The organism is Larsenimonas salina (assembly GCF_023736155.1).
In the GTDB taxonomy this organism is placed as follows: domain Bacteria; phylum Pseudomonadota; class Gammaproteobacteria; order Pseudomonadales; family Halomonadaceae; genus Larsenimonas; species Larsenimonas salina.
The window spans coordinates 281982-308020 of sequence record NZ_JAMLJJ010000005.1 but is presented as its reverse complement, the minus strand read 5'-3'; the positions used below and the strand labels follow the sequence as shown (position 1 = coordinate 308020).

Here is a 26039-nt window from a genome sequence, read left to right as displayed (position 1 = left end):
CGACTTGTTAAAGAGCGTCTCGCTGTGGGCTGTGCCCTGTAGCGAGTGGATGAGCATTCTACTCATCCGAGCCGGACTGTCAAGCTTCAATTTTGAGCGACCGATCAGAAAACCAAATTCCGACCTGAAGAGCAAGAAAACCGCTCTTCAATCACTCGAAGCTGCGTCCGATGAAGTGCGGCGTATTCTACCGAACCGGGCTGAAATGTCAACGTTCGATTTTTCAAAAAAGCCTAGAAAAACCAAACCAAATCAGCGCCTTGCGCACTTCATACTGCCTGGCCGTTTGCGACGACCCCGACAGCGGATGCGTACTTTACCCACGCACCGACTCGAGCGCAACCCTTTTCTCGAAAAAAGTTTAGACGTTTGTCGAAAACAGTCGCAGAGAAGCAGAGAAGCAGAGAAGCAGAGAAGCAGAGAAGCAGAGAAGCAGAAAAGCAGAGAAGCAGAGAAGCAGAGAAGCAGAGAAGCAGAGAAGCAGAGAAGCAGAGAAGCAGAGAAGCAGAGAAGCAGAGAAGCAGAGAAGCAGAGAAGCAGAGAAGCAGAGAAGCAGAGAAGCCCTTTCCCTACCTCCCCTAAATTTATACCCCGGCATCCTTGCCTTTAGCGATCTTCCTGATCATTGGGGCTACATCGAATACCCATCCTTGAGTTCTGGAAGCATCCTGCCTCGCTTTCGATGTGGACTAACTATACCGTGAGCGTAATAACCTTGTCCAACTTTTTTTAACCCTATCGCTCAAAATATGTGTACAAATGCTTTTCCCAAGAAATATTACTGCAACAAAAGCAATACAGCCCGCGAACGAGCTCGACTGTACATTCAATTATTAGACAAGAACACTTTCGCATAACGCTTTTTACCTGCCTGGATCACGTATCCAGAGCCATCAACATTGAGCGTCGTCGCGGCATCCGCTTTTTCACCGTCGACCCAGACGCGCCCCTGCTTGAGCATATCCTTCGCCTGAGCGCCGTTCTTGGCAAGCTCAGCACGATTCAAGACCATCGCAAGCGGCGCAACATCCATATCCTCGAGCGTCAACTTGATTTCCTCCAGATCATCCGGAAGCTCGCCTTCCGCCAACTGATTGCCACTGGACCTATGGGCGTTGGCCGCGGCCTCTTCGTCATGGAAACGAGCCACCAGCTCTCGCGCCAGCTCGATCTTGATATCGCGAGGGTTGGCACCTTCATCCACTTGAGCCATCAGCTCTTTGACCTCGTCCATCGGTTTGAGGGAGAGCAGTTCGAAGTACCGCCACATCAGGCTATCGGGCATGGAAACAATCTTGTTGAACATTTCACCGGGACGGTCAGTAATGCCGACGTAGTTGCCCAGCGATTTGGACATCTTCTGTACACCATCCAGCCCTTCCAGCAGTGGCATGGTGATCACGACCTGCGGCTCTTGCCCACGGTGTTTTTGAAGTTCTCGCCCCATGAGCAGGTTGAACTTCTGGTCGGTGCCGCCCAGCTCGATATCCGCCTCGAGGGCAACGGAGTCGTAGCCCTGTATAAGGGGGTACAGGAATTCATGAATCGAGATAGCTTGCCCGCCCTTGTAACGCTTCTCGAAATCGTCGCGCTCAAGCATGCGTGCAACCGTGGATTGTGCGGCAAGTTCGATCATGTCGGCGGCAGACAGCGTGCTCATCCAATCGGCATTGAAGACGACTTGAGTCTTGGCAGGATCGAGAATCTTGAACACCTGCTCCTGATAGGTGCGCGCGTTGGCCTTGACGTCTTCTTCGGTCAGCGGCTTGCGCGTAACATTTTTGCCGGTCGGATCGCCGATGCGCCCGGTAAAATCGCCGATCAGAAACAGCACCTCATGACCGAGATCCTGCAGTTGACGAAGCTTGTTGATCAGCACCGTATGGCCAAGGTGCAGATCCGGCGCCGTAGGATCGAACCCGGCCTTTATTCGTAAAGGACGCCCGGATTCGAGCTTTTTGACCAGCTCATCTTCGACCAGTATTTCGTGCACACCGCGCTTGATGATTGACAGCGCTTCAGAGACATCAGCCATGGTTACCCACACTCTCCCTTAGAAATCGAGGTTAGGACGTCGGGAAGGATCCCTATAAAGTGGGCAGATCATACCATGGGCAAGAGAGGCGATTCATGACTAACCCAGCAAGCCTTGATGGCTATTGCATCGGACTCATGTCCGGAACAAGCCTGGATGGCATCGACGCAGCACTGCTTTGGTGCCAGCACGACAGTATTCGCTTTATCGATGCGCTTGCCCTGCCCATGCCGCCAGCGCTTCGTACCGCACTGCTTGAGCTGTGCGATACCAAACGACCGTCGTTCATTGAACTTGCACAGGCAGAACACGCCTTTTGTACAGTTCAGGCCGAGGCCGTCACCCAGATTCTGCGTCGCAATGCGCTGGCGCATACCGATATTCTCGCACTGAGCAGTCATGGCCAGACCATCGAGCATCAGCCCGAGGCCGAGCCGCCCTTCACCTATCAGTTGGACAACCCCCACCTTCTCAGCGAGCTGACCGGGTGTCGCACGGTCAGCGATTTCAGACGACGAGACGTTGCTGCCGGTGGCCAGGGCGCCCCGCTGGCGCCGGCCTTTCATCGCGCGGTGTTCAGTGATGAGAGCCGCTGGCGCGTCGCGCTCAACCTGGGCGGGTTTGCCAATATCACGGTGCTGCCGCCCTCCGGCGAAGGGCCGGTGTGCGGCTTTGATACCGGCCCCGCCAACGTTCTGATGGACGCTTGGCATCACTGTCATCGTCAGCATCCGTTCGATGCACATGGCCGATGGGCCCGAACGGGCAACATCGATGACGCCCTGCTTGCAACGCTTATGAGCGACCCATTCTTCAAGCGGCGCCCCCCAAAAAGCACCGGGCGCGAGTATTTCAATCAGAACTGGCTCGACTCGCATCTGAAGCCATTCTCAATCGCCCCGAACGACGTGCAGGCAACACTCCTGGAACTGACGGCACGAACGATCGCAGAGGCAATATACGACCAGATCCCGGCGCATGCGCACCCTCTCGCCAGCGTGATTCCCTGCGGCGGTGGCGCCCACAACACGTTTCTACTGAATCGCCTTGCCGCCCACCTTAATCCGATCGAGCTCTGCGAGTGCGAAGCGCTTGGCTGGTCGCCCGATTGGCTGGAAGCCTGCGCCTTCGCCTGGCTTGCGTGGCAGCGGCTCAACCACCGCCCGGGCAATCTGCCGGAAGTTACCGGTGCCAAGGGCCCCCGCGTGCTCGGCACGGTAACGGCCCCGCAATTTTAAAATTCCTCGAGCGACAGCCCACCACTGCTGCCGTCCGGGGCATTACCGCTGTCGAGTGTGAACATCAGCTTCAAATCGGAGGGCGAATCCGCATGAGCCAACGCCACCGCCTGGCTCATTGCACTGCGCTTGACCAGCGAAAAAAGCGCCTGATCGAAGGTGGCCATGCCCTGCGCGCTCGAGCGCCGCATGACATCTCTTATTTCATCGATGCGCCCCTCGCGTATAAGGGTGGCCACCAACGGCGAAAGGGTCAGTATTTCGCAGGCCAACGCCCGCTGGGTCGATCGGTCACGCATACCTGATGTCGGCAGAAGCCGCTGCCCCACGATGGCCTGAAGGTTGAGCGAGAGATCCATACGAATCTGAGCGTGCCGCTCCCCGGGAAAGAACGTCACCATCCGCTCGAGCGCTTGATCGGCGTTCGTCGCATGCATTGTCGCCAGACATAGATGGCCCGTATTGGCGAACGCCAATGCATACTCAAGCGTTTCACGCGTGCGGATCTCACCGATCACGACCACGTCCGGCGCCTGACGCAAGGCGTTCTTGAGCGCGACCTCGAACGACTCGGTATCAAGCCCCACCTCGCGCTGGCTGACGATTCCCCCCTGATGCGCATGCACATACTCGATCGGATCTTCGATGCAAATGGTATGGCCCCCGTGGGTCCGGCTTCGCTCCTGAACCAGGGCGGCGAGCGTGGTCGACTTACCACTGCCCGCACTTCCAACCAGCAAAATCAGCCCTCGTTTGGCGCCAACCAGCGTTTTCACGATCGACGGCACACCCAACGCCTCGAGCTCCGGGATATCGAAGCGAATACGTCGAACCACCATCGATACCTGGCTTCGCTGATAGAAGGCACTGACCCGAAACCGGCCTTTTCCCGGCAGGCTAAGTGCAAAGTTCGCTTCATGCTCGCTTATAAAACGCTCCCATTGCGCGGCCGTCATCGCGGCGCGCACCAGCGCCTCGGCACGCTCGACATCAAGACGCTCATGCCCGAGTGCGGTCATGACCCCGTTCAACGTGACGCAGGGCGCTGCCCCGGGCGACACGAACAAGTCCGTTGCCTGATGGTCGTTCATGAAATCAAGCAGCTTCTGGAGCCCTTTATCGGCGATACTCACGGCGACGTCCCTATCATGATCCATACGGCCATCTTCCCAGACATCCACCCCTCGGCAGACACCGTCCACTCAGTCGTCATACACCACCAGTCCTTGCTGCTTAAGGTGGGTCACTGCGTGTTCCATGGTTTGCATCCCGCTGGCGGTGCCGGTCTGGATGGCAGAGTAGATCTGCGAGACCTTGTTCTCACGAATCAGGTTTCGAATGGCAGGTGTCGCCACCAGCACCTCATGCGCGGCGATCCGACCGCCGCCGATGCGTTTCAAAAGCTGCTGGGAAACGATGCCCTGCACCGACTCGGACAGCATTGATCGCACGACCGCTTTCTCATCGCCCGGGAAGACATCGACGATACGGTCGATGGTCTTGGCCGCCGACGTTGTATGCAGCGTGCCAAACACCACGTGGCCGGTCTCGGCCGCCGTGAGCGCCAAGCGAATGGTCTCAAGATCGCGCAGCTCACCGACCATGATCACATCCGGATCTTCTCTCAACGCCGCGCGCAGAGCCGCCGCTACCGTTTTGGTGTCACGACCGACCTCCCGCTGGCTGATCAGACAGCGCTTGGGTTCGAACACGAACTCGATCGGGTCCTCGATGGTCAGGATGTGCTCATAACGGCTTGCGTTGATGTAATCGAGCATTGCCGCAAGCGTGGTGCTCTTACCCGACCCGGTCGGTCCGGTTACCAGCACCAGACCGTTTTTGATGCCGGAAAGCTTTCTAAATACCTCCGGATAAGCCAGCTCATCCATTGAAGGCACCTTATCCGGAATCATGCGAAATACGCCGGCCATGCCGCGATCCTGCAGGAAGACATTGGCTCGAAAGCGCGCCACGTTGGCCAGCGCAAACGAGAAATCCACCTCGAACTCGGCGTCGAGCTGGCGACGCTGCTGGTCGGTCATGACCGCATCGGTCAGTCGACGCACATCCTTATCTTCAAGCGCCGGCACATTGATGCGTCGCACATCCCCATCGACTCGAATCATCGGCGGAAGCCCAGCCGATAGATGAAGGTCAGAGGCGTTCTGTTTTGCTGAGAAAGCAAGCAGTTCGGTAATATCCATGCGAAGGTGTCCATTGCCACTACAGGGCTGTCGTATGTCGAAATCATCCGTTTCAACCAATATCGTCGCGGTCCGCCAGCGACTTGAGCAGGCCCTGGTCGATGCCGGGCGTCCGCACGATGACGCCCATCTTCTGGCCGTCAGCAAAACCAAGCCGGAGCGCGATCTCAGAGACGCCTTCGAGGCCGGCCAGCGCGCCTTCGGCGAAAACTATCTCCAGGAAGCGCTCGACAAACAGCGCGCCCTGTCTGACCTTGCGATCGAGTGGCATTTCATCGGCGCCGTTCAGTCCAACAAGGCCCGCGCGGTGGCCGAGGCCTTTCAGTGGTGTCATACGGTCGACCGGCTCAAAATCGCGCGCCGATTGAATGATCATCGACCCGAGCACCTGCCGCCGCTGAACATTTGCCTACAGGTCAATATCAGTGGGGAAGCGTCGAAATCCGGCGCCGCCCCCGACGACGTACATGACATAGCCGAAACCCTGATCACACTGCCAAGACTTAGCTTTCGCGGCTTGATGGCGCTGCCCGCCCCATCAGAGACGCTCATTGAACAGCGAAAGCCCTTTTCACGCCTTCGCGAGCTGTTCGAATCGCTGAAAGCACGCCATCCCGAGCACCCCCTGGACACACTCTCGATGGGGATGAGCGGCGACCTTGAAGCCGCCATCGCCGAAGGCGCCACCCTGGTGCGCGTGGGATCAGCCATCTTCGGTGCGAGATGAGGGCCACGAGCCGGCTGCCATCGGCTCCCGATTCGCGGTAAGGTAGCCCGCATTCGCCACCCATTCGACTGTTTCAGGAAGGCTCATGACAACGCAAAAGCTATCGTTCATCGGCGCCGGCAACATGGCGAGCGCCATTTTCGGCGGTCTGATCGACAGCGGCTATCCAGCCGATCACATCACGGCCACAAGCCCCGATCAGGATCAGCTTGACGCCATCAAAAAGCGCTACGCGATCAACACCACCACCGATAACGCCCAGGCCGTGTGTGACGCCGATGTCGTCGTGCTTGCCATCAAGCCACAGATTATGAAAGACGTGTGCACACCGCTTGCCGAGCACCTGAGCCACAAGCCGGTCATCGTCTCGGTCGCGGCTGGACTCAAGGTCGATACGCTCGATCACTGGCTCGGCGGCGGCCACGCCATCATTCGCTGCATGCCCAACACACCGGCACTGGTTGGCGAAGGCGCCTCGGGGCTGTACGCCAATCCCCGCGTTGGCGCAGAACAGCGAGAAACAGCCACGCGCCTTCTGGAAACGGTCGGGATCGTTGAGTGGGTCGAGGAAGAGTCACTTCTGGACGCCGTCACTGCGGTGTCCGGCAGTGGCCCGGCCTATTTCTTTCTGATTCTGGAGGCGCTTGAAGCCGCGGGCGTCAATCGAGGTCTACCGCTTGAGACCGCTCGACGCCTGGCCATCCAGACCGCGTTCGGCGCCGCCAAGATGGCCCGCGACAGCGACCAGGACCCCGCGCAACTCAAACGCAACGTCATGTCACCTAAAGGTACTACCGAGCAGGCCGTTTTCAGTTTCGAAAACGCCGGAATCAAAGCCATGTTCGATGACGCCACCCGCGCCTGTGCAGAGCGTGCCAGTGACATGTCCGATGAGTTCGGATCACTTTAATTCTTGACGGAGCTACACCATGGGAACCCTAGGCAACACCGGGCTGATGCTTGTAAACACCCTGATCAGCCTGTATCTCTTCGTGCTGATGCTGCGCTTTCTGCTGCACTTCTCGAAGGCCGACTATTACAACCCGATCAGCCAGGGCATCGTAAAAGCGACCTCACCGGTCGTGGCCCCGGTCCAGAAAGTGATTCGCCCAATGGGCAATTTCGATGTGGCAACGCTCATCGTTGGCATGATCGTCAAAGCGCTTGGCATCATTGCCGTGCTCTGGATCGCAGGCGCGGGCATGCCGCCGGTGGTCAGCCTGCTGATCGGCGCACTGGCCGGCGTCATCAACGCGATCCTCAAGATCTACTTCTTCGCCATGATCATTCTGATCATCCTGAGCTGGGTCGCGCCGCAGGCCAATCATCCCGGGGCACTTTTGGTTTTTCAGATCACCGAACCGGTCATGGCCCCGCTTCGCCGCATCATTCCGCCGCTTGGTCCGCTTGATCTCAGCCCGATCGTGCTGTTTCTGTTGATCAACCTGCTCGATGGCCTGGTTGTCAATTCACTGGCCAGAGCGGCCGGCTACCCTGTTGGCGCTCTGATCGGCTTCTAACCGACTAACCCTTCGCGCCCGACGCTCACTGTCGGGCGCATCCTATGCTACATTACCCCGCCTCAATGCACGGCTCTCGCCGATTCTGATTCAACCGGATTTGACGCCACGATGCCCGACACAACGCTTTCGAGCTCGGTGGGGCTGGTCACGCCCCAGACCGCTACCTTTGAAACCGATTTTCACCTGGCGTGCGGCAAGCACCTGCCGGGCTTCGAACTGGTCTATGAAACCTACGGCGAACTCAACGCCACCGCGAGCAACGCCGTACTGGTCTGCCACGCGCTGTCGGGTCATCATCACGCCGCCGGCTACCACCATCTGGAGGACCGCAAGCCCGGCTGGTGGGACAGCTACATCGGCCCGGGCAAACCGATCGACACTCGGCATTTCTTTGTCATTTCCGTCAATAACCTAGGCGGCTGCCACGGCTCGACCGGCCCGCAGTCCATCAACCCGGACACCGGTGCAAGCTGGGGACCCGACTTCCCGATCATGACCGTCGAGGACTGGGTCAAGAGTCAGGCCCTTCTGGCCGACCGGCTCGGCATCACGCGGTTTGCCGCCATCGTGGGCGGAAGCCTTGGCGGCATGCAGGTGCTTCAGTGGTCCATTACCTACCCGGAGCGGCTCGCCAACGCTGCGATCATCGCGGCGACCCCCAAGCTCTCCGCACAGAACATTGCGTTCAATGAGGTCGCCCGTCAGGCGATTCGCTCCGACCCCGAGTTCCATGACGGCTGGTACGAGCAACACGGGGTTCTGCCCAAGCGCGGCCTGAAACTCGCCCGCATGATCGGCCACATTACCTATCTGTCCGAGCACTCGATGGGCGCCAAGTTCGGCCGCGACCTGCGTACCGACAGCCTCAATTACGGTTATGACGTCGAGTTTCAGGTCGAATCCTACCTGCGCTATCAGGGCGACGCCTTTTCGACCCGCTTCGACGCCAATACCTATCTCTTGATGACCAAGGCGCTCGACTACTTTGACCCGGCCAGTAGCCACGACAACGATCTGGCCAAGGCGCTTTCGAACACCTCGTGTCGCTTTCTGGTCGTGAGCTTCAGTACCGATTGGCGCTTTGCCCCAGGGCGTTCCCGGGAGCTGGTCAATGCGCTGGTCAAGGCCAAGAAGCCGGTCAGCTACACCAACGTCGATTCCCCTTATGGCCATGATGCGTTTTTGCTGCCCAACGACCACTACGAGGCGGCGTTCGGTGCGTTCATGCGCCGAATTTACAGCGACCTGAATCAAGGAGCTCTCTGATGCGCACAGATCTTGCTCAAATCATGCAGTGGGTTCCCGAGCGCGCGCACGTGCTCGATCTCGGGTGCGGTGACGGCACCTTGCTGGCGGCGCTGACCGAACACAAGGGCGTACAGGGGTATGGCCTTGAGATTGCGCCGGACAATATCGCGACATGCCTTGCCAAGGGCGTCAATGTGCTCGAACAGGACCTGGACGAGGGACTGAGCAACATTGTCGATGACGCCTTCGACATGGTGGTCATGACCCAGGCGCTGCAGGTGCTTCGCCGGCCGGACCTGATGCTCGATGAAATGCTGCGCGTGGCTCGCGAATGCATCATCACCTTCCCGAATTTCGCCTACTGGCGTCATCGTCTGCACCTGGGGATGCGAGGCCGGATGCCGGTCTCCAAATCGCTGCCCCACGAGTGGTACGACACGCCCAACATCCATTTATCGACCTTCAAGGACTTCAGCCATCTGTGCGACCGGCAAGGCCACCGAATCATCGACCGTGCAGTGGGTGACGGCGATCATCAACTGCACTGGAGCGCTCAGCGCTGGCCGAACCTGTTTGGCCAGGTTGCCATCTTCAGGATCGAGCGCTAAATCATGAGCACCCAGTACGCCGAGCTCGATGGACAGCTTCGTCGATGCCTCAACGCCGCTACAGATGAAGGCGCCATAACCCTGTGCGCCCTACTGATAAAGCCGCTGTCGGCGATTGCAGCGCACTGCTTTCCAGCGATAACGTCTGCGCAGACGCAGCACATCGTGCTGGATGTTTCATGGCTTGCGCTCAAGAACGCTCAACGACTGAATAACCAGACAGATTGGCACCCCCGGCACTGGCTGGCCCTGATCGCCGTTCGACGCCTTCAAACCGAGTGGGAAGCCCGCGACCCTGACGCCCTTGCGCACTGGCAGGCCTGCCTGCAGGAGGCCATCGAGCATCAGCGACCGATTAATCTAGACGCGCGGCGCCCGGTACATGAGCCCGACACCGCTCACCTTGATTGCCTTGCTCTGTGCCAACGCCTTGGTATCGCACCAGCCGCCGAGACCACTGACTGCCTAGAGCAGTTATTACCATTGGATCACCCCGTCTCGGTGCTCGATGATGCGCTCACGTCGCGCCTGCTTGCAGGCGTTGCGGCCTATCGGCCGGTTCGACACGGCGACGCGCCGATGGACGATCCCGCCTTCACGCAGCTGAGCGCGCCGTCGCTTCGCTGGGCAGTACGTCGGGCACGCTGGCAGTACGTCTGGCGAGAACGATTGAAATCGACCCTTGGAACGCCGCTCGAAACCGGGTTATTCGCTCAGTGGCTCAACGCAGGCCCACTTGCCGGACGACTCGAGGCAGATGGCCTGCCACGCCGCAGCGTGGAAAATCATCTGGGGTCGTCGCTTGATATCACGCTTGACCCACGCGCACTCACACGTTCGGTCGCGTTTGCCAAAGAGGCTCGAGCACAGCGTCGGCGTCTGGCCAACCGGTTTATCTGGGATGGTGACTGGGACCGCCGTACCAAGGATCTTCGAACGATTCCCCAATTCACGCGCATTGCCGATATCTGGGCACACCGCCTCGATCTGCGCGCGTCGTCCACGTTCATGAACTACCACCACCAGCTCGATGAAGGACGGCCCTTCCGCTCGTCTCACAAGGGCATCGCACTCGACAGCAGCGACAAGATTCTTGCCTTTCTCGACGTCTATCGTTTCTATCTCGAAGATATGGCCTGCTTTGGCCTTGATGCCGAGCAGGGCAAGGACACCATCGGTGTTGCCGTCAATCGCGACGGCGCGCTGGTCAAGATCAACAAGGGATTGCACCGAACCGCCATGGCCCAGGTGCTTGGCATCGATCAGGCTCGTGTGCGCGTGCGTGCGGTGCACCGTCAGTGGTGGTCACACGTTGTCCAGACCGAGCACGGCCATGACGCACTCCAGCGCATGAGTACTGAATTACCGGCGCTTGAGCCCTGGATGACGTGACGACATAGCGGCGTGCGCTTATGCTTTCTCCGTCAAAACGGCTTAACACTGGGAGAAGAGCATGAATTTTCACACGCGCAAGTGGGTCAAACCGGAAGATCTCAATCCAAATGGCACGCTGTTCGGCGGAAGCCTGCTTCGGTGGATCGATGAAGAGGCAGCGATCTATGCCGTGATTCAGCTCGAAAATCCGAAGGTCGTGACCAAGTACATCTCTGAAATCAATTTCGTATCCAGTGCTCGCCAGGGCGACATCATAGAGCTCGGCATTACGGCCACGCACTTTGGACGCACCTCCATCACGCTTCGCTGCGAAGTGCGTAACAAGATCACGCGCAAAAGCATTCTAACCATCAATGACATCGTGTTCGTGAACATGGGTGACGAAGGGACGCCGGTGCCTCACGGCAAAACCGAGATCACCTATGTTCGTGACCGTTTCGATGACGGCTCAGAGGCCTGATTCGACCAGTAACGGACGTTCGAGCGTGATCCGATTCACACTGAAGTGGCAGCCGTAGGCCGCCACCGTCACGCCCTGGCTAATGGCGCACTGAAGCAAATCCGCGTAAACCGGGTCCAGGTGCCGGGCGGGGCGAACGCACTCGATCCCCTCGTGAGCCACGCAAAAAAGAAGCATTGCGGCCTCGCCCTGGCGTACTCGTGTCATCAAGGTCTTCAAGTGTTTCTGGCCGCGCTGGCTGACCGAATCCGGGAAGTAGCCAATACCGTCATCTTCCTGAAGCGTGACCTGTTTGACCTCGATATAAAGACGCTCCCCTTCCTCGGTTTCGACCATAAAATCCAACCGAGCGTCATCAAGCTTTACTTCAGCACTGAGCGTACTTTTGACGGCCAGTCCGCCACCCGGCGCGCCAAATGGCTCGGGCAACGCAATGCGGCCGGCTCTAAGCGCCTCCTTGACCAGCGCATTGGCGCGCCCGGTATGCACCGACACCAGCGCTCCATTTGGAAGCTCGATTCGCTCCCACGTCCAGGCAAGCTTGCGCTTAGGATTGTTGCTTTTGGACACCCAAACCCGACAGCCTGCGAGGGCAACATGCCTCATCGAGCCGGTGTTCGGGCAATGTGCGGTGATCAAGGTGCCATCATCGAGTTCGATGTCGGCCAGAAAGCGTTTGTAGCGCGCGATGAGCCGGCCCGGGACCAATGAGTCTAATAGATGCATTTCTTCGCCAATTATCTGCCAATTCACCAACCAGTTCTTAGGATATCCTATTAAGCTTACATGAGCGGAGCATTGACATACGCTGCTCTGGCAGGCTCTATCTTATGCTCTCTCACGATCGTCGATGAGGTTACAGAGACCGCAGTTTGAATGTGGCAAGGGATTGCATTTCGCCCGAAATTCGGCTAAATAGCTCTACCTTTCGTGGGCCATCCACCATGCCTGGCGGTTGAAGTCATTACAGCAAGAGGCAATCCCATGGCAGTAGCCGAGCAAAATCCAGAAAGTTTGAAGTCCTTCACGCCCTATGAAGAGAAACCGGGCGAGGAGTACATGAACGAGCACCAACTCGCTCACTTTCGCCAGATCCTGACGAACTGGAAGCAGGAACTGATGGAAGAAGTAGACCGTACGGTTCAGCACCTGCAGGAAGAAGCCAACAATCACGCGGATCCGGCTGACCGTGCAACTCAGGAAGAGAGCTTCAGCCTCGAGCTGAGAGCTCGAGACCGCGAACGCAAGCTGCTCAAGAAGATCAACCAGACCATCGAAAACATCGATGAGGATGATTACGGCTTTTGTGAGGCCTGCGGGGTCGAGATCGGCATTCGCCGCCTTGAGGCACGACCGACTGCAACACTTTGCGTTGATTGCAAGACCCTTGCCGAGCTCAAGGAGCGCCAGCTGGGCGGTTGATTGCTCACATCGTGATACCCATGAACGCCATGCTTACGCATGGCGTTTGTCGTTAAGGGTCAATATCCATCAAATCCCAAGGCGAACCGATGAGTGACTACGTAGGACGATTTGCACCCACACCGTCCGGGCTACTCCACTTCGGCTCTCTCACATCCGCGGTGGCGAGCTGGCTCGATGCCCGGGCTCACGGTGGCCACTGGTATGTGCGCATCGAAGACATTGACCCGCCCAGATGCCCTCCGGATAACGCCCCACACATTCTCGAACAACTGCATGCCTTCGGTCTCGAATGGGACCGCCCACCCAGCTGGCAGCACCAGCACGGCGCACGCTATCAAAAGGCGCTCGACCTGCTTGTGGAAAAAGAATTGGCCTACCCGTGCACCTGCTCGCGCAAGGAATGGCGCGAACACGCAATCTATCCAGGATGGTGCCGAAATGGGCCACGCCATCCAGAACGTGCGAAGGCCTGGCGTTTCGATACGTCGAAAGTGCCTGACACCATCGAGTGGTGCGACCGCCGTCTTGGCCATCAGCACTGGCAGTTATCCAGCCTCGGCGATGTCGTTTTAAAGCGTAGAGACGAACTTTGGGCCTATCAGCTGGCAGTCGTGGTCGATGACGCGCTCGAGGGGGTTACCGACGTCGTACGCGGGGCGGATCTTCTAGACAATACCCCGTGGCAGTTCGCGCTGTACCGCGCTCTCGGGAAAATACCGCCACGCACACTTCATCTACCACTGATGGTCGCCTCCAACGGCCAGAAATTGTCGAAACAAAACCTCGCCCCCGCATTGATGACCGACGACATTGCGGTACGCCAGTTACTACATCGCGCCCTGGTTTCACTCAATCAGGCGCCTGTTCCCAGTCTTCAAAACGCCCCCGTGAGGCATCAGCTCGATGCCGCTCTAGAGTGCTGGTCACCCGACCGCCTTCCTGGACAGGACATTATACTTGAGTCATGACGTAGACCATTGTCTCAGTTTCATTGCCGAGCCAGTACGTTACCCTTTGCAACACCAGATCGGGCTGCACCATGATCGAGCGTTTTAATACTACACCGTTTCATTTTGGGGCACTGCTACGACACCAACAGACGTATTTTGCGACACACGCTAACGACAAAGACAACTTGCAATTTTAAGCATCTGATTTATAAAAAAATTATTAAAACTGGCACATTGGATGCTTACTATTTGGCAAGAAAAAGAAAAGAAAGCCATGAAGTCGTTACCGTCCAACAAAAACAACGCGGCTGACTTCATAAAGGGATCCAACAACAAAAACTATCCCTGCTGTTCGATAACGACACACGCCAACAAAAACAATCGTGCGCATGTTATCGGCAAACAATAAAAACAACATTACTAAGGCCCAATGACACGGCACCGTGACTTCAGACGACCAAAAACAACCACTGAAAAACGGTAACTTCGAACCAAGAACAATAAGCGAAGAAAAAGCTTTCCTGCCGTGATGCATGGAAGATTGTTTTGAATACGAGACGGTCTCTGGCGCGCAAAGAACAACGCCAACAAGCCTGCCAATCGATCATGACCGTGGTGCGTATTCAGGGCATTAAGCCATCATTAGAAAAACACGAGCATAACCGCATTCAAGGGAGGCTACGCCTCCCTTTTTACGTTCAGACTCCCTTTTCCGGCTGCTCGGGTACGATGTGAGCCTTGCATCAGACAGGCGCTTCGTTAGACTCTGACGGACACAGCGTATACATTCTTACTCCGTTTCTCGCCGCCAAGGTAGCCAGCAGCATTTGAATACCCAACCCCCCTCAAAAACGTCCCCCGCACCGGGCATCCTGACCCGGGATGATCATCCGCTATCTCGAAAAATGATCAGCGAAAGCGCATTGAAGGTGCTCTACCGACTCAACCGAGCCGGCTTCGAGGCGTACCTGGTCGGCGGTTGCGTTCGCGATTCGCTTCTTGGGAAAACACCCAAGGACTTCGATGTTGCCACGAGCGCCACGCCCGAACAGGTCAACGATCTTTTTAGAAATGCACGCATCATCGGACGCCGATTCCGAATCGTGCATGTGCGGTTCGGACGTGAAATCATTGAGGTAACGACGTTTCGTGGGCAGCACGACACGGACAGTGACACCCCGCACGCCCAACAAAGCGATGACGGGTTATTACTGCGCGATAACGTCTGGGGCAGCGTGGATCAGGACGCATTACGTCGTGATTTCACCATCAATGCGCTTTACTACAACATCGACGACTTCTCCATTCACGATTGGGCCGATGGCTTGAGCGATCTGGAGAACGGCTATATTCGCTTGATCGGCGACCCGGAAACACGCTACCGCGAAGACCCGGTGCGCATGCTCCGGGCCGTACGTTTTGCGGCCAAGCTCGGCTTTGATATCGAACCGGCAACGCGTGCGCCCATTCAGGAAATGGCCCCACTGCTTCTTCAGATCCCGTCGGCGCGACTTTTTGAAGAAGTGCTGAAACTGTTTTTGTCAGGCTATGCCCGTGCGACCTACGACCTGTTGTGCGAGCTGAATCTGTTTCCGATGCTGTTCCCGGCAACCAGCGAAAGCACCGAAGAGTTCGACTGGGCCACGCCTCTTATTCGTCAGGCACTGGCCAACACCGACCAACGCATTCATGCGGATAAACCGGTCACACCGGCCTTTTTGTACGGTGCACTGCTATGGCCTGCCGTACAGCTTGAAATGCAGCAGATCGACAACGACACCGCCGAGATGCCCGCCTTCCAGCAGGCCTCTCATAACGTCATCCAGCGCCAGCTCAAGCACACATCGATCCCCAAACGCTTCAGCTTTCCGATGCGAGACATCTGGGAGCTCCAGTTCAAGCTGCCCAAACGCCGGGGCAAGCGCGCGTTTCAAAATCGCGAGCATCCGAGATTTCGTGCCGCCTATGATTTCCTGCTGCTTAGGGAAGAAGCCGGCGAAATCGAGTCTGGCCTTGGTCAGTGGTGGACCGACTTCCAGACCGCAACACCGGATCAACAGCGCACCATGGTCGAAGACGTCAGCGGCGGTGAGGCCCCCTCGTCTACACCTGGGTCAAAGCGAAAACCGCGTCGGCGCAAGCGTAAGCCGGCTTCATCATGAGAACGGTCTATATCGGGCTCGGCAGTAATCTGAGCGAGCCCGTCTGCCAGCTTGAAAACGCCATAGCCGCGCTAAAAGCCTTACCGCTGACAACGCTTCAAAGACGCTCTTCCTTTTATAAAAGCGCCCCGGTCGGCCCGCAGGATCAGCCCGATTTCGTCAATGCCGTTATCGAGCTTGGTACCCGCTTGTCGCCGCTGGCCCTTCTGGATCAACTTCAAGCCATCGAGCAGGCTCACCGCCGCGTGCGGGCAAGACACTGGGGGCCTCGCACACTGGATCTCGATATGCTCTGGTGCAGTGACACCACCATGCACACTCACCGATTAAATCTGCCTCATCCCGAGATGCACCGTCGTGCGTTCGTACTTGAACCGCTTTCAGAGCTGGCCCCTGACCTGCTTATCGGCGAGTGGTCCGTAAAGCACCTCGCTACAACGCTCAACGACCAGCACATCGACAAATTGCTAGAATAACGCCAGACTCGCCCGCTCGGGCGACCCTCTTTTTCCTTATTTTTCTTCGGAAACGTTCATGGAGCGCTCATGACCCCGGTGACCCTGTCGTTCTTGCAACAATGCCGCCAAGACAAAACGCCCTTTAGCTGCCTCACCGCCTATGACGCCACGTTCGCGGCACAGGCAAGTGATGCAGGCATTGATGTGCTTTTGATCGGTGATTCCCTGGGCATGGTGCTGCAAGGCCATGACAGTACGCTTGCAGTCACCATGGACGATGTCGCCTACCACACACAAAACGTCGCCCGCGCCCGACCACGCAGCCTGATCATGGCGGACCTGCCGTTCATGGCCAACGCAACGCTTGAGTCGACGCTACTCAACAGTGCCCGGTTGATGCAGGCCGGCGCGAACATGGTCAAGATCGAAGGCGAAGGCTGGCTTGCCGACAGCATCAAGGCGTTAGTACGCCGAGGCATTCCAGTATGTGCACATATGGGACTTACCCCCCAAAGCGTTAACGCGTTTGGGGGCTACAAGGTACAAGGCCGCACTTCAGACGCTGCCAACAAGTTGATCGAAGACGCGCGCGTATTGGAAACCGCCGGCGCTGCACTTATTTTGCTTGAATGCGTTCCACGCCAGGTGGCTGCCGATGTTCGAGAGGCGGTCTCGGTGCCGGTGATTGGCATCGGAGCAGGCCCGGAGGTTGATGGTCAGATTCTGGTGATGCACGACATGCTCGGTGTTAGCCAGGGCAAACGGCCCCGCTTCGTCAAGGATTTCCTGGCGACCGAGGCCTCGATTGCCGATGCATTCCGCGCCTACGATCAAGCGGTCAAGGCCCGAACATTCCCTGCCAAGGAGCACTGTTTCTGATGCAACGCGTCCATGATATTGATGACCTTCAACAGACGCTGACCAGGGCACGCCTCGAGCGAAAACGCATTGCGTTGGTGCCCACCATGGGCAATCTTCACCAGGGCCACCTTGATCTGGTCAAGGCAGCGCGCGACGAGGCCGATCTCGTCGTAACCTCCATCTTCGTCAATCCACTCCAGTTTGGCCCCTCCGAAGACTTCGACCGATACCCGCGTACGCTGGACTCAGACTGCCTGAAGCTTATGGAGGCTGGCTGCGACGTGGTGTTCGCGCCCAGCGTCGATGCGCTCTACCCGAACGGTCAATCGGGACTGACCACGGTCCACGTCCCCGGTGTTTCAGAAGGGCTCTGCGGCGCACGCCGACCAGGCCACTTCGACGGGGTCGCCACTGTCGTCAGTCTGCTGTTTCACATCGTTGGCCCTGACGTCGCCTGTTTCGGCGAAAAGGACTTTCAGCAACTCGCCGTGATCCGAAAAATGGTGCATGACCTTCACCTACCAATCGTGATCAAGGGCGTTCCGATCGCGCGCGAGCCCGACGGCCTGGCGCTTTCCTCACGCAATCAGTATCTGACGCCCGAACAGCGTGAAAAGGCGCCACAGCTTGCTGACACACTCAAGGCGATCAAGGAGCGACTGGAGAACGGTCGGCCTACCTCCGAGACGATCACTTGGGGCTTACAGCAATTGACCGAGCTTGGTTTCCGCCCGGATTACCTTGAGCTGCGCGACGCTGCCACCTTGTCGCCATTATCGGAAACGACTCGATCAGCCATTGTATTGGCCGCTGCGCACCTGGGTGAGACTCGCCTTCTGGATAACCTTTACGTCAGGCTTTCCTGAGCCACGAAAAAAATCGGCCGCCACCTCGCATGTCATAAAATCAGACTATCCTTAATTGCAGACCAGTCTGACTGGCACTGCTGACCAAAGGATAGGAAGGAGCCTTTTATGCAAGACGTGGTAATCGTTGCGGCCAAGCGCACCGCGGTAGGAAGCTTTAATGGATCGCTTGCCGGCGTGCCGGCAAGTGACCTCGGCGCTCGCGTCATTCGACAACTTCTGGAAGACACGCACGTATCCCCCGACGCCATTAGCGAAGTACTTCTTGGTCAGGTGCTGACGGCGGGCTGCGGTCAGAATCCGGCGCGTCAGGCAAGCATCAAGGCAGGGCTTCCCGACGGTGTTCCAGCCATGACCATCAACAAGGTCTGTGGCTCCGGCCTCAAGGCAATCCATTTGGCGACGCAGGCCATCCGCTGCGGCGATGCCGACATAATCATCGCGGGCGGCCAGGAAAACATGTCACTGTCACCTCACCTACTGCCGCACTCCCGAACGGGCCAGCGCATGGGCCCCTGGACCGCGGTCGACTCCATGGTTCAGGACGGCCTGTGGGATGCGTTCAATGACTTCCACATGGGCATTACCGCTGAAAACCTGGCCGAGAAATACGGCATCAGCCGCGAGGATCAGGATGCATTTGCTGCGGCCTCTCAACAGAAAGCCCGCGCAGCGATCGACAGCGGCGCCTTTAAAGATGAAATCGTTCCGGTTGAAATCCCCCAGCGCAAGGGCGACCCGGTCGTGTTCGATACCGACGAAAATCCGCGCGATGTAAGTGTTGAGAAGCTGGCCGCCATGAAGCCCGCGTTCAAGAAAGACGGCACGGTCACGGCAGGCAATGCCTCCGCCATCAACGATGGCGCTGCAGCGATCATGCTGTGCTCGGCGGAGAAGGCCAAGGAACTCGGGTTGACACCGCTGGCGCGTATTGCGGGTTACGCCAGTGCCGGCGTTGACCCCGCCACGATGGGCTTTGGCCCGGTACCGGCGACCAAGAGCTGTCTATCCAAGGCAGGCTGGTCAATTAATGACCTGGATTTGATCGAAGCCAACGAAGCGTTTGCCGCACAGGCGATCAGCGTTAACCGTGCACTCGAGTGGGATACCGACAAGATCAACGTCAATGGCGGCGCCATTGCGCTCGGCCATCCGATCGGCGCGTCCGGGTGCCGTATTTTTGTCACGCTCCTGCACGCCATGCAAAAACGCGACGCCAAGAAAGGATTGGCGACGCTGTGTATCGGCGGCGGCCAGGGCGTGGCGCTTGCCATCGAGCGCTAAGAGCTCTCTACAGTTTCATTAGCCATAAAAAAACCCCGCCAATTGGCGGGGTTTTTATTAAAGCCTTAGTCACTCAGCGTTGAGTGAGGCCTCGAACGCCGCCTTTTCTTCGGCGTCGATTTCTTTCAGAGTCAGCTTGATGCGACCACGGTTGTCGATGTCGAGCACCTTGACCGTGACTTCATCGCCTTCGTTCAAGTAGTCACGCACGTTGCTGACGCGCTCGGGCACGATCTGAGAGATGTGCACCAGGCCATCGGTACCGGGCATGATGTTGACGAACGCGCCAAAGTCAGCGATGCGAACGACCTTGCCACGATAGAGCTTATTGATTTCCGCTTCTGCCGTGACCGCCGTGACGGCATCGACTGCGGCCTTCATACCAGCCTTGGTTTCTGCGTAGATACGAACGGTGCCGTCATCGTCGATGTCGATGGAGGCGTTGGTGTCTTCGCAGATCTGACGGATGGTGGCACCGCCCTTACCGATGACGTCACGAATTTTCTCGGGATCGATCTTGATCGTCGACATTGCCGGCGCGTTATCGGAAAGCTCCGTGCGGCTCTGGCCGATGACCGAGTTCATTTCACCAAGAATATGCTGGCGCGCATTGAACGCCTGCTCGAGCGCAGACTCCATGATCTCTTCGTCGATGCCTTCGATCTTAATGTCCATCTGCAGCGCGGTAACGCCCTTGGCAGAACCGGCCACCTTGAAGTCCATGTCGCCGAGGTGATCTTCGTCGCCCAAGATATCGGTCAGAACGGCGAACTTGCCATCGTCGTCCTTGACCAGACCCATGGCGATACCGGCGACCGGCGCTTTCAACGGGACACCCGCATCCATCAGCGCAAGCGAGGAGCCACAGACCGACGCCATCGAGCTTGAGCCGTTGGACTCGGTAATCTCGGACACTACACGAATCGCGTACGGGAATTCTTCCGAACTCGGAAGCATAGCCGCAACACCGCGCTTGGCCAGACGGCCATGGCCGATCTCGCGACGCTTGGGCGAGCCGATAAAGCCGGCCTCACCGACACTGTACGGAGGGAAGTTGTAATGAAGCATGAACCGCTCATGCATTTCACCGGCCAAGCCTTCGATCAGCTGCGAATCGCGCGTCGTACCAAGTGTGGTGGAGACGATGGCCTGAGTTTCACCGCGGGTGAAGAGCGCAGAGCCATGGGCGCTAGGAAGCACGCCCACTTTGATATCAAGCGGACGAACCGTCTTGGTGTCACGTCCATCGATGCGCGGCTCGCCTTCGATCACACGACGACGAACGATGCGCTTTTCGAGCCCGGCAAACGCACCGGAAACGTCTTCAGCGCTGAATTCGGCGTTGTCACCGCCGGACAGCTGCTCGATGGCCTTATCGCGGAGCTGAGACAATGCGTCCTGACGCTCCATCTTGTCCGTCACGCGGTAGGCACTGCCAACCGCCTCGGCGAAATTGGATTCGAGCGCTTGCTTGAGCTCGGTATTTTCCGGCTCCGGCTGCCAGTTCCAGGACGGCTTGCCAGCCTCTTTGACGAACTCGTTGATGGCCGTAATGACCGACTGCATTTCGTCATGGGCATAAAGCACAGCGCCCAGCATCTGATCTTCGGTCAGCTCGGCGGCTTCGGACTCGACCATCAGCACGGCTTTTTCCGTACCGGCAACGACCATGTCGAGCTCAGAAGTTGCAAGCGCTTCATAGCCTGGGTTCAGGAAATAGCCCGTTTCACTGCTGAAGCCAACGCGCGCAGCACCGATCGGGCCGCTGAAGGGCGCGCCTGAAATCGACAGTGCGGCCGACGTACCAATCATGGCGGCGATGTCGGGATCGCGGCCCTTTTCGGCAGACAGCACGGTGCAGACAACCTGAACCTCATTCATGAACCCTTTCGGGAACAGCGGGCGGATCGGACGGTCGATCAGACGCGAGGTCAGGGTTTCTTTTTCGGTCGGACGACCTTCACGCTTGAAAAAGCCGCCGGGGATCTTACCGGCCGCGTAGGTCTTTTCCTGATAATGCACGGACAGCGGGAAAAAGCTCTGCCCGGGTTTGACGTCTTTCTTTGCAACGACGGTGCACAAAACGACGGTTTCGTTCATGGTCACCAGGACGCTGCCTGTTGCCTGACGCGCGACACGGCCCGTTTCTAGGGTGACGTTCGTATCGCCGTACTGAAAACTTTTAGTTACCGGATTCACTCTGAATTCCTTCGATGTCGATGTATAGATCGCTTACCTGGGTCGTTTATCACTCGTGGCCATAGTAAAAGCTATTGCCATCGGTGTCACTGTCACGAGGCCGGGCGCGATACGGGGTACAAGGCCCCAAAAAAGAACAGGCAACCCCAAGGGGTTGCCTGTCGAGCTTCTCGGCGCGGGACGTCGCTTAACGACGCAGACCCAGACGCTGAATCAACTGCTGATAACGATCAAAGTCCTTGCCTTTCACATAATCAAGCAGCTTACGACGCTGGTTGACCATGCGGATCAGACCACGACGAGAGTGGTGATCCTGCTTGTGGCTCTTGAAGTGATCCTGCAGGCCCGCAATGTTAGCGGTCAGCAGGGCAACCTGAACTTCGGCAGAACCGGTGTCGTTTTCGGATGTGCCAAATTCTTTGACGATGTCAGCTTTCTGTTGTGCAGTCAGTGCCATGATTAACTCCGTTAATATGCATCTCACTAGAATGAAGAAGACCACGCATATTTGCAGTCTTCACGTTCACCGCCGGGACTCAGATGTCCTCGGCCGTGTTTATGACCCGTTTGGGCGCCAGTTGCCCTTCGTTTAAAAGCGCAACCCCCAAAAGAGTATGGGTTCGATCATAGACGCGAATCAGCGTCTGTGATGGGTATGTCTCATTGCAGGTCAGGGCTTGGCCCTGACGAAACCGCGCGACGCTGTCGTCGTCGACCTCGACAGACGGCAAGTGCGTCAAAAGCGCATCGATCGGCAGTAAACGGGCCTGCCGCTCATCGTCCGATAGATGCTCGAGCACCTCGAGCGTCACCATTGACTCAGCATCGAACGGGCCGGTCTTGAACCGTCGAAGTGCATCCAGATGCGCACCACACCCAAGCGTTTCACCAATGTCCATGGCAAGCGTTCGAATGTAGGTGCCCTTGCTGCAGGTCACGTCGATGGAAAACCCGCTCTCGCGTGTTTCAAGCAGCCCAATATGATAAACGCTTACCGCCCTGGGTGCACGTTTGATTTCACGGCCCTCACGCGCAAGCTCGTATAGTGGTCGCCCTTCGTGCTTGAGCGCGGAGTACATTGGAGGAATCTGCTCGATGTCTCCCGTAAACTGCGCCAATACGTGCTCAAGTCTTGAAGACTCGAGTTCCGGCACCGGCCGCTCACTCAGGATATCGCCTTCAGCATCGCCGGTCGCGGTCGTTTGACCAAGCCTTAGTGACGCCTGATAGCGTTTATCCGCATCGAGCAGAAGCGAGGAAAATTTGGTCGCCTCACCGAAGAGCACCGGCAAAAGTCCGGTCGCCATGGGATCGAGCGTTCCGGTATGACCGGCTTTCTGAGCCTGAAACAAACCGCGCGCCTTTTGCAGCGCGCGGTTTGAACTTACTCCGTAAGGCTTATCCAGAAGCAGCACCCCACTGATGGGGCGCCCCTTGCGATGGCGCGCCATCAGCCGTTCTCCTCCTCGGAGTCGTCGTGCTGACGCTTACGATCCGACGCAACGGCATCGTCGATCAACGACGACAGCTGATGCCCCCGAGCAATGCTTGCATCGTAATGAAAACGAAGCTCCGGAGCATGGCGAAGCGACATACGACGCGCAATCTGAGAGCGAAGAAAGCCTGCCGCATGCTTCAGGATGTCGAGGTTCTGCTTGATCTTCGCCTCATCATCCTCGCCCAGCACCGTGATGTAGACATCGGCGTAGGCCAGATCGCGACTGACGCTTGCACTGCTTACCGTGACCATGCCCAGGCGAGGGTCTTTCACCTCGCGCTGGATAAGAACGGCCAACTCCTGTTGGAGCTGCTCGCCCACTCGGTCGGTACGACTGAACTCTCGCATGAGGCTCTTTCCTTACAGCGTTCGCTCGACCTTGATCTGATCGAAGACCTCGATCTTATCGCCGACCTGAACGTCGTTGTAGTTTTTGACGCCGATGCCGCACTCGAGTCCGTTACGTACTTCGTTGGCGTCGTCCTTGAAGCGGCGCAGTGATTCGAGCTCCCCTTCATAGATCACCACGTTTTCACGCAGTACACGAATTCGCTTGTGCCGGGAGACCGTACCTTCAACCACCATACAACCTGCAACCGCACCAATCTTGGGCGCACGGAAGACGTCACGAACTTCAGCAATACCGACGATCTCTTCCTTCCACTCGGGTGCGAGCATGCCCGTCATGGCCTGCTTGATCTCGTCGATGAGCTGGTAGATAACGCTGTAATAGCGCAGATCCAGACCATCACGCTCGATCACTTCACGGGCGGCCGCATCGGCACGGACGTTAAATCCGATCACGATGGCATCACTGGCAACGGCAAGATTGGCGTCGGTTTCAGTAATACCGCCGACCCCGGAAGAAACCACCGAGACCTTGACTTCATCGGTCGAGAGCTCTTCAAGAGCACTTCGGATCGCTTCCAGCGAGCCCTGAACATCTGCCTTGAGTACGATGTTGACCTTAGCCACATCATCCTGACCCATCTGGCTGAACATGTTCTCGAGCTTGGCTTTCTGCTGACGCGCCAAACGAACTTCGCGGTATTTACCATGACGGAAGTTGGCGACTTCACGTGCCTTCTTCTCGTCCGGAACAACCAGGAAGTCATCGCCGGCTTCCGGCGTACCGTTCAGACCCAACACCTCGACCGGCATGGAAGGTCCTGCACTGTCGACCTGCTTGCCAAGTTCGTTGACCAGCGCGCGCACACGGCCGTAGTTGAGGCCGGCAAGCACGATGTCGCCTTTTGAAAGCGTGCCGTTTTGAACCAGTACAGTCGCAACCGGGCCACGACCGCGATCAAGACGCGATTCGACAACCACGCCCTTAGCCGGCGCATTGGGCACAGCCTGGAGTTCGAGCACTTCAGAGACCAGAAGCACGGACTCGAGTAGGCTATCGATGCCTTCGCCAGTCTTGGCGGATACGTGAACGAACTGGGTGTCACCGCCCCACTCTTCGGAGATGACGCCGTGCTGGGACAGCTCGCTCTTGACGCGATCGGGATCGGCGCCCTGCTTGTCGATCTTGTTGACGGCAACGACCAGCGGAACTTCGGCCGCCTTGGCGTGCTCAACAGCCTCGATGGTCTGAGGCATGACGCCGTCATCAGCAGCAACGACCAGGATGACTACGTCCGTTGCCTTGGCACCACGAGCACGCATGGCGGTAAACGCTGCGTGTCCGGGCGTATCCAAGAACGTGACATCGCCGGTTTCGTGTTCGACGTGGTAGGCACCGATGTGCTGCGTGATACCACCGGCTTCACCCGTCGCGACCTTGGTGCGACGAATGTAGTCGAGCAGTGAGGTTTTACCGTGGTCGACGTGGCCCATAACGGTCACGACCGGCGCACGCGTCACGGAGTCGCCTTCGTAGGAAATGGTTTCGATCATTTCCGTTTCGACAGCATCTTCCTTGACCAGCTTCGGCGTATGCCCCATCTCTTCGACGACGACTGCGGCCGTCTCCTGATCGATGGTCTGGTTGATCGTTACCGCAGCCCCCATGGTGAACATGGTCTTGATGACTTCGTTGGCCTTGATGGCCATCTTGTCAGCAAGCTCGGCGACGCTGATCGACTCAGGGATCGCAACTTCACGCACGATGGTCTGAGTCGGCCGCTGGAAACCGTGTTGGTTATCACCGCCACGGCGAGAGCCACGACGCTCGGCGCGCTTGACCTTCTTGCCACCACGACGGCGCTCCTGACGGTCACCCTTGTCGTCGTCTTCCTTGTCGGGTCGACCACGACGGCCGCTGCTTTTACGCGCAGCATTGTCCGGACGCTTGCGACGGTCGGTGCGGCCTTCCTTCGGCGGTGCGTCTGAGCCACTGTTGGCGTCAGGCGCCTCATCGCTTGCCTCACTACCGCTAAGTGCGGCTTCGACATCGATGTTAGCCGCGTCATCGGCTGCCGCTTTGCCTACTTCAGGCTCGGACGGCGCTGCAGAAGCTTCACCGGTTTTCGGCTCTGAAGACGCATTTTCCTGCGGCGTCGACTCGGACACGGCTGCTGCGGCCTGAACCGAGGTCTCAGGCGTTTGCGCCTGGGCACCCTGGGTCTCGTCCGCGGGCTGTTCTTCCTCGCCGTCGCGCTTCACATAAGTACGTTTTTTGCGTACCTGGACTTCGATGGTCTTGTTACGACCATCGCCGGTGCGAATCTTGCTCTTGGTTTTTCGAGTCAAAGTAATACGATTCTTGCCGCGACCCGGGCTACCGCCGTGATTTTGAGTCAGATGATCCAGCAGGCGCTGCTTGTCCGTTTCGGAGACCACATCACTTTCAGACTTGTGAGGAAGCCCGGCTTCACTCATCTGTTCCAGCAGACGGCTGACTTCTCGGCCAACCTTGCCTGCAAATTCCTTAACTGTTGTTTCTGCCATTGC

At 57.7% G+C, this 26039-nt stretch carries 25 protein-coding genes; 16 read left to right on the top strand and 9 right to left on the bottom strand.

The window, feature by feature from the left end:
* Positions 1 to 369 precede the first annotated feature (369 nt).
* Complete coding sequence (locus tag NAT23_RS11965; RefSeq protein ID WP_251928643.1) at positions 370 to 582, top strand: hypothetical protein; 213 nt, start codon at positions 370 to 372, stop codon at positions 580 to 582.
* A 244-nt stretch (positions 583 to 826) separates the two neighbouring features.
* Here the strand turns inward: NAT23_RS11965 and tyrS are convergent, their stop codons facing one another.
* Positions 827 to 2035 (bottom strand): tyrosine--tRNA ligase, encoded by a 1209-nt coding sequence (tyrS, locus tag NAT23_RS11960; protein ID WP_251928641.1) that lies wholly within the window; start codon positions 2033 to 2035, stop codon positions 827 to 829.
* A gap of 95 nt (positions 2036 to 2130) precedes the next feature.
* On the opposite strand from tyrS, the gene NAT23_RS11955 reads away from it, so the two are divergent.
* The gene (locus NAT23_RS11955; RefSeq protein ID WP_251928639.1) at positions 2131 to 3273 is read left to right on the top strand and encodes an anhydro-N-acetylmuramic acid kinase; all 1143 of its coding nucleotides are present in this window, start codon (positions 2131 to 2133) and stop codon (positions 3271 to 3273) included.
* Here NAT23_RS11955 and NAT23_RS11950 read toward each other — a convergent pair.
* Together NAT23_RS11950 and NAT23_RS11945 are read right to left on the bottom strand one after the other, a co-directional pair.
* Positions 3270 to 4406, bottom strand: coding sequence for a PilT/PilU family type 4a pilus ATPase (locus NAT23_RS11950; protein ID WP_251928638.1), 1137 nt, complete (start codon positions 4404 to 4406; stop codon positions 3270 to 3272). The two genes, NAT23_RS11955 and NAT23_RS11950, sit on opposite strands and share 4 nt — an antisense overlap.
* A gap of 69 nt (positions 4407 to 4475) precedes the next feature.
* A complete protein-coding gene (locus tag NAT23_RS11945; protein WP_251928636.1) occupies positions 4476 to 5477 on the bottom strand; it encodes a type IV pilus twitching motility protein PilT in 1002 nt (333 codons plus the stop codon).
* Between the two features lie 34 nt (positions 5478 to 5511).
* On the opposite strand from NAT23_RS11945, the gene NAT23_RS11940 reads away from it, so the two are divergent.
* The 7 genes from NAT23_RS11940 (at position 5512) to NAT23_RS11910 (ending at position 11438) form a co-directional block, all read left to right on the top strand.
* Positions 5512 to 6204: a YggS family pyridoxal phosphate-dependent enzyme gene (locus tag NAT23_RS11940; RefSeq protein ID WP_251928634.1), complete on the top strand. Its 693-nt coding sequence runs from the start codon at positions 5512 to 5514 to the stop codon at positions 6202 to 6204.
* An 85-nt stretch (positions 6205 to 6289) separates the two neighbouring features.
* Positions 6290 to 7114 (top strand): pyrroline-5-carboxylate reductase, encoded by an 825-nt coding sequence (proC, locus tag NAT23_RS11935; RefSeq protein ID WP_251928633.1) that lies wholly within the window; start codon positions 6290 to 6292, stop codon positions 7112 to 7114.
* Between the two features lie 19 nt (positions 7115 to 7133).
* The gene (locus NAT23_RS11930; protein WP_251928632.1) at positions 7134 to 7724 is read left to right on the top strand and encodes a YggT family protein; all 591 of its coding nucleotides are present in this window, start codon (positions 7134 to 7136) and stop codon (positions 7722 to 7724) included.
* 111 nt (positions 7725 to 7835) lie between these two features.
* Positions 7836 to 8993 carry a homoserine O-succinyltransferase MetX gene (gene metX / locus NAT23_RS11925; RefSeq protein ID WP_251928631.1) on the top strand — a complete coding sequence of 386 codons (1158 nt, stop codon included), beginning with the start codon at positions 7836 to 7838 and terminating at the stop codon, positions 8991 to 8993.
* Positions 8993 to 9583 carry a methionine biosynthesis protein MetW gene (metW, locus tag NAT23_RS11920; RefSeq protein WP_251595227.1) on the top strand — a complete coding sequence of 197 codons (591 nt, stop codon included), beginning with the start codon at positions 8993 to 8995 and terminating at the stop codon, positions 9581 to 9583. Before metX ends, metW begins: the two co-directional genes overlap by 1 nt.
* A 3-nt stretch (positions 9584 to 9586) precedes the next feature.
* On the top strand, positions 9587 to 10975 hold the full coding sequence (locus tag NAT23_RS11915) for a hypothetical protein (protein WP_251928619.1): 1389 nt from the start codon (positions 9587 to 9589) through the stop codon (positions 10973 to 10975).
* A gap of 61 nt (positions 10976 to 11036) precedes the next feature.
* Positions 11037 to 11438 carry an acyl-CoA thioesterase gene (locus NAT23_RS11910; RefSeq protein ID WP_251595223.1) on the top strand — a complete coding sequence of 134 codons (402 nt, stop codon included), beginning with the start codon at positions 11037 to 11039 and terminating at the stop codon, positions 11436 to 11438.
* On the opposite strand, the gene sfsA is transcribed toward NAT23_RS11910, so the two are convergent.
* Positions 11427 to 12164, bottom strand: a complete 738-nt coding sequence (sfsA, locus tag NAT23_RS11905) for a DNA/RNA nuclease SfsA (protein WP_251928616.1) — start codon at positions 12162 to 12164, stop codon at positions 11427 to 11429. The two genes, NAT23_RS11910 and sfsA, sit on opposite strands and share 12 nt — an antisense overlap.
* Before the next feature lie 258 nt (positions 12165 to 12422).
* On the opposite strand from sfsA, the gene dksA reads away from it, so the two are divergent.
* The 7 genes from dksA (at position 12423) to NAT23_RS11870 (ending at position 19444) form a co-directional block, all read left to right on the top strand.
* Positions 12423 to 12860, top strand: coding sequence for an RNA polymerase-binding protein DksA (gene dksA, locus NAT23_RS11900; RefSeq protein ID WP_251595219.1), 438 nt, complete (start codon positions 12423 to 12425; stop codon positions 12858 to 12860).
* 89 nt (positions 12861 to 12949) lie between these two features.
* Entirely contained in the window at positions 12950 to 13831 is an 882-nt protein-coding gene (gluQRS, locus tag NAT23_RS11895) for a tRNA glutamyl-Q(34) synthetase GluQRS (protein ID WP_251928613.1), read from the top strand.
* An 809-nt stretch (positions 13832 to 14640) separates the two neighbouring features.
* Positions 14641 to 15975: a polynucleotide adenylyltransferase PcnB gene (gene pcnB, locus NAT23_RS11890; protein WP_251928611.1), complete on the top strand. Its 1335-nt coding sequence runs from the start codon at positions 14641 to 14643 to the stop codon at positions 15973 to 15975.
* Positions 15972 to 16451, top strand: a complete 480-nt coding sequence (gene folK, locus NAT23_RS11885) for a 2-amino-4-hydroxy-6-hydroxymethyldihydropteridine diphosphokinase (protein ID WP_251928606.1) — start codon at positions 15972 to 15974, stop codon at positions 16449 to 16451. Before pcnB ends, folK begins: the two co-directional genes overlap by 4 nt.
* 69 nt (positions 16452 to 16520) lie before the next feature.
* On the top strand, positions 16521 to 17312 hold the full coding sequence (gene panB, locus NAT23_RS11880) for a 3-methyl-2-oxobutanoate hydroxymethyltransferase (protein ID WP_251928603.1): 792 nt from the start codon (positions 16521 to 16523) through the stop codon (positions 17310 to 17312).
* A complete protein-coding gene (gene panC / locus NAT23_RS11875) occupies positions 17312 to 18160 on the top strand; it encodes a pantoate--beta-alanine ligase (protein ID WP_251928600.1) in 849 nt (282 codons plus the stop codon). Before panB ends, panC begins: the two co-directional genes overlap by 1 nt.
* Positions 18161 to 18268: 108 nt before the next feature.
* Complete coding sequence (locus NAT23_RS11870; protein WP_251928597.1) at positions 18269 to 19444, top strand: acetyl-CoA C-acetyltransferase; 1176 nt, start codon at positions 18269 to 18271, stop codon at positions 19442 to 19444.
* Between the two features lie 69 nt (positions 19445 to 19513).
* Here NAT23_RS11870 and pnp read toward each other — a convergent pair whose 3' ends face one another.
* From pnp to infB, 5 genes are all read right to left on the bottom strand, one after another.
* The gene (gene pnp / locus NAT23_RS11865) at positions 19514 to 21643 is read right to left on the bottom strand and encodes a polyribonucleotide nucleotidyltransferase (RefSeq protein WP_251928594.1); all 2130 of its coding nucleotides are present in this window, start codon (positions 21641 to 21643) and stop codon (positions 19514 to 19516) included.
* A 187-nt stretch (positions 21644 to 21830) separates the two neighbouring features.
* On the bottom strand, positions 21831 to 22100 hold the full coding sequence (gene rpsO / locus NAT23_RS11860) for a 30S ribosomal protein S15 (protein ID WP_251595205.1): 270 nt from the start codon (positions 22098 to 22100) through the stop codon (positions 21831 to 21833).
* A 79-nt stretch (positions 22101 to 22179) separates the two neighbouring features.
* Positions 22180 to 23094 carry a tRNA pseudouridine(55) synthase TruB gene (gene truB, locus NAT23_RS11855; RefSeq protein WP_251928591.1) on the bottom strand — a complete coding sequence of 305 codons (915 nt, stop codon included), beginning with the start codon at positions 23092 to 23094 and terminating at the stop codon, positions 22180 to 22182.
* Positions 23094 to 23489 (bottom strand): 30S ribosome-binding factor RbfA, encoded by a 396-nt coding sequence (gene rbfA / locus NAT23_RS11850; RefSeq protein ID WP_251595201.1) that lies wholly within the window; start codon positions 23487 to 23489, stop codon positions 23094 to 23096. Before rbfA ends, truB begins: the two co-directional genes overlap by 1 nt.
* A 12-nt stretch (positions 23490 to 23501) precedes the next feature.
* On the bottom strand, positions 23502 to 26036 hold the full coding sequence (gene infB, locus NAT23_RS11845) for a translation initiation factor IF-2 (RefSeq protein WP_251928589.1): 2535 nt from the start codon (positions 26034 to 26036) through the stop codon (positions 23502 to 23504).
* Between the last annotated feature and the right edge of the window lie 3 nt (positions 26037 to 26039).

Coding starts and splice junctions, on each gene's coding strand:
- NAT23_RS11870 (WP_251928597.1), top strand. CDS start 18,269: ATGCAAGACGTGGTAATCGTTGCGGCCAAGCGCACCGCGGTAGGAAGC.
- gluQRS (WP_251928613.1), top strand. CDS start 12,950: ATGAGTGACTACGTAGGACGATTTGCACCCACACCGTCCGGGCTACTC.
- sfsA (WP_251928616.1), bottom strand. CDS start 12,164: ATGCATCTATTAGACTCATTGGTCCCGGGCCGGCTCATCGCGCGCTAC.
- NAT23_RS11955 (WP_251928639.1), top strand. CDS start 2,131: ATGACTAACCCAGCAAGCCTTGATGGCTATTGCATCGGACTCATGTCC.
- NAT23_RS11915 (WP_251928619.1), top strand. CDS start 9,587: ATGAGCACCCAGTACGCCGAGCTCGATGGACAGCTTCGTCGATGCCTC.
- dksA (WP_251595219.1), top strand. CDS start 12,423: ATGGCAGTAGCCGAGCAAAATCCAGAAAGTTTGAAGTCCTTCACGCCC.
- proC (WP_251928633.1), top strand. CDS start 6,290: ATGACAACGCAAAAGCTATCGTTCATCGGCGCCGGCAACATGGCGAGC.
- rpsO (WP_251595205.1), bottom strand. CDS start 22,100: ATGGCACTGACTGCACAACAGAAAGCTGACATCGTCAAAGAATTTGGC.
- panB (WP_251928603.1), top strand. CDS start 16,521: ATGACCCCGGTGACCCTGTCGTTCTTGCAACAATGCCGCCAAGACAAA.
- rbfA (WP_251595201.1), bottom strand. CDS start 23,489: ATGCGAGAGTTCAGTCGTACCGACCGAGTGGGCGAGCAGCTCCAACAG.
- NAT23_RS11940 (WP_251928634.1), top strand. CDS start 5,512: ATGTCGAAATCATCCGTTTCAACCAATATCGTCGCGGTCCGCCAGCGA.
- NAT23_RS11945 (WP_251928636.1), bottom strand. CDS start 5,477: ATGGATATTACCGAACTGCTTGCTTTCTCAGCAAAACAGAACGCCTCT.
- panC (WP_251928600.1), top strand. CDS start 17,312: ATGCAACGCGTCCATGATATTGATGACCTTCAACAGACGCTGACCAGG.
- metX (WP_251928631.1), top strand. CDS start 7,836: ATGCCCGACACAACGCTTTCGAGCTCGGTGGGGCTGGTCACGCCCCAG.
- NAT23_RS11930 (WP_251928632.1), top strand. CDS start 7,134: ATGGGAACCCTAGGCAACACCGGGCTGATGCTTGTAAACACCCTGATC.
- truB (WP_251928591.1), bottom strand. CDS start 23,094: ATGGCGCGCCATCGCAAGGGGCGCCCCATCAGTGGGGTGCTGCTTCTG.
- metW (WP_251595227.1), top strand. CDS start 8,993: ATGCGCACAGATCTTGCTCAAATCATGCAGTGGGTTCCCGAGCGCGCG.
- infB (WP_251928589.1), bottom strand. CDS start 26,036: ATGGCAGAAACAACAGTTAAGGAATTTGCAGGCAAGGTTGGCCGAGAA.
- tyrS (WP_251928641.1), bottom strand. CDS start 2,035: ATGGCTGATGTCTCTGAAGCGCTGTCAATCATCAAGCGCGGTGTGCAC.
- NAT23_RS11910 (WP_251595223.1), top strand. CDS start 11,037: ATGAATTTTCACACGCGCAAGTGGGTCAAACCGGAAGATCTCAATCCA.
- folK (WP_251928606.1), top strand. CDS start 15,972: ATGAGAACGGTCTATATCGGGCTCGGCAGTAATCTGAGCGAGCCCGTC.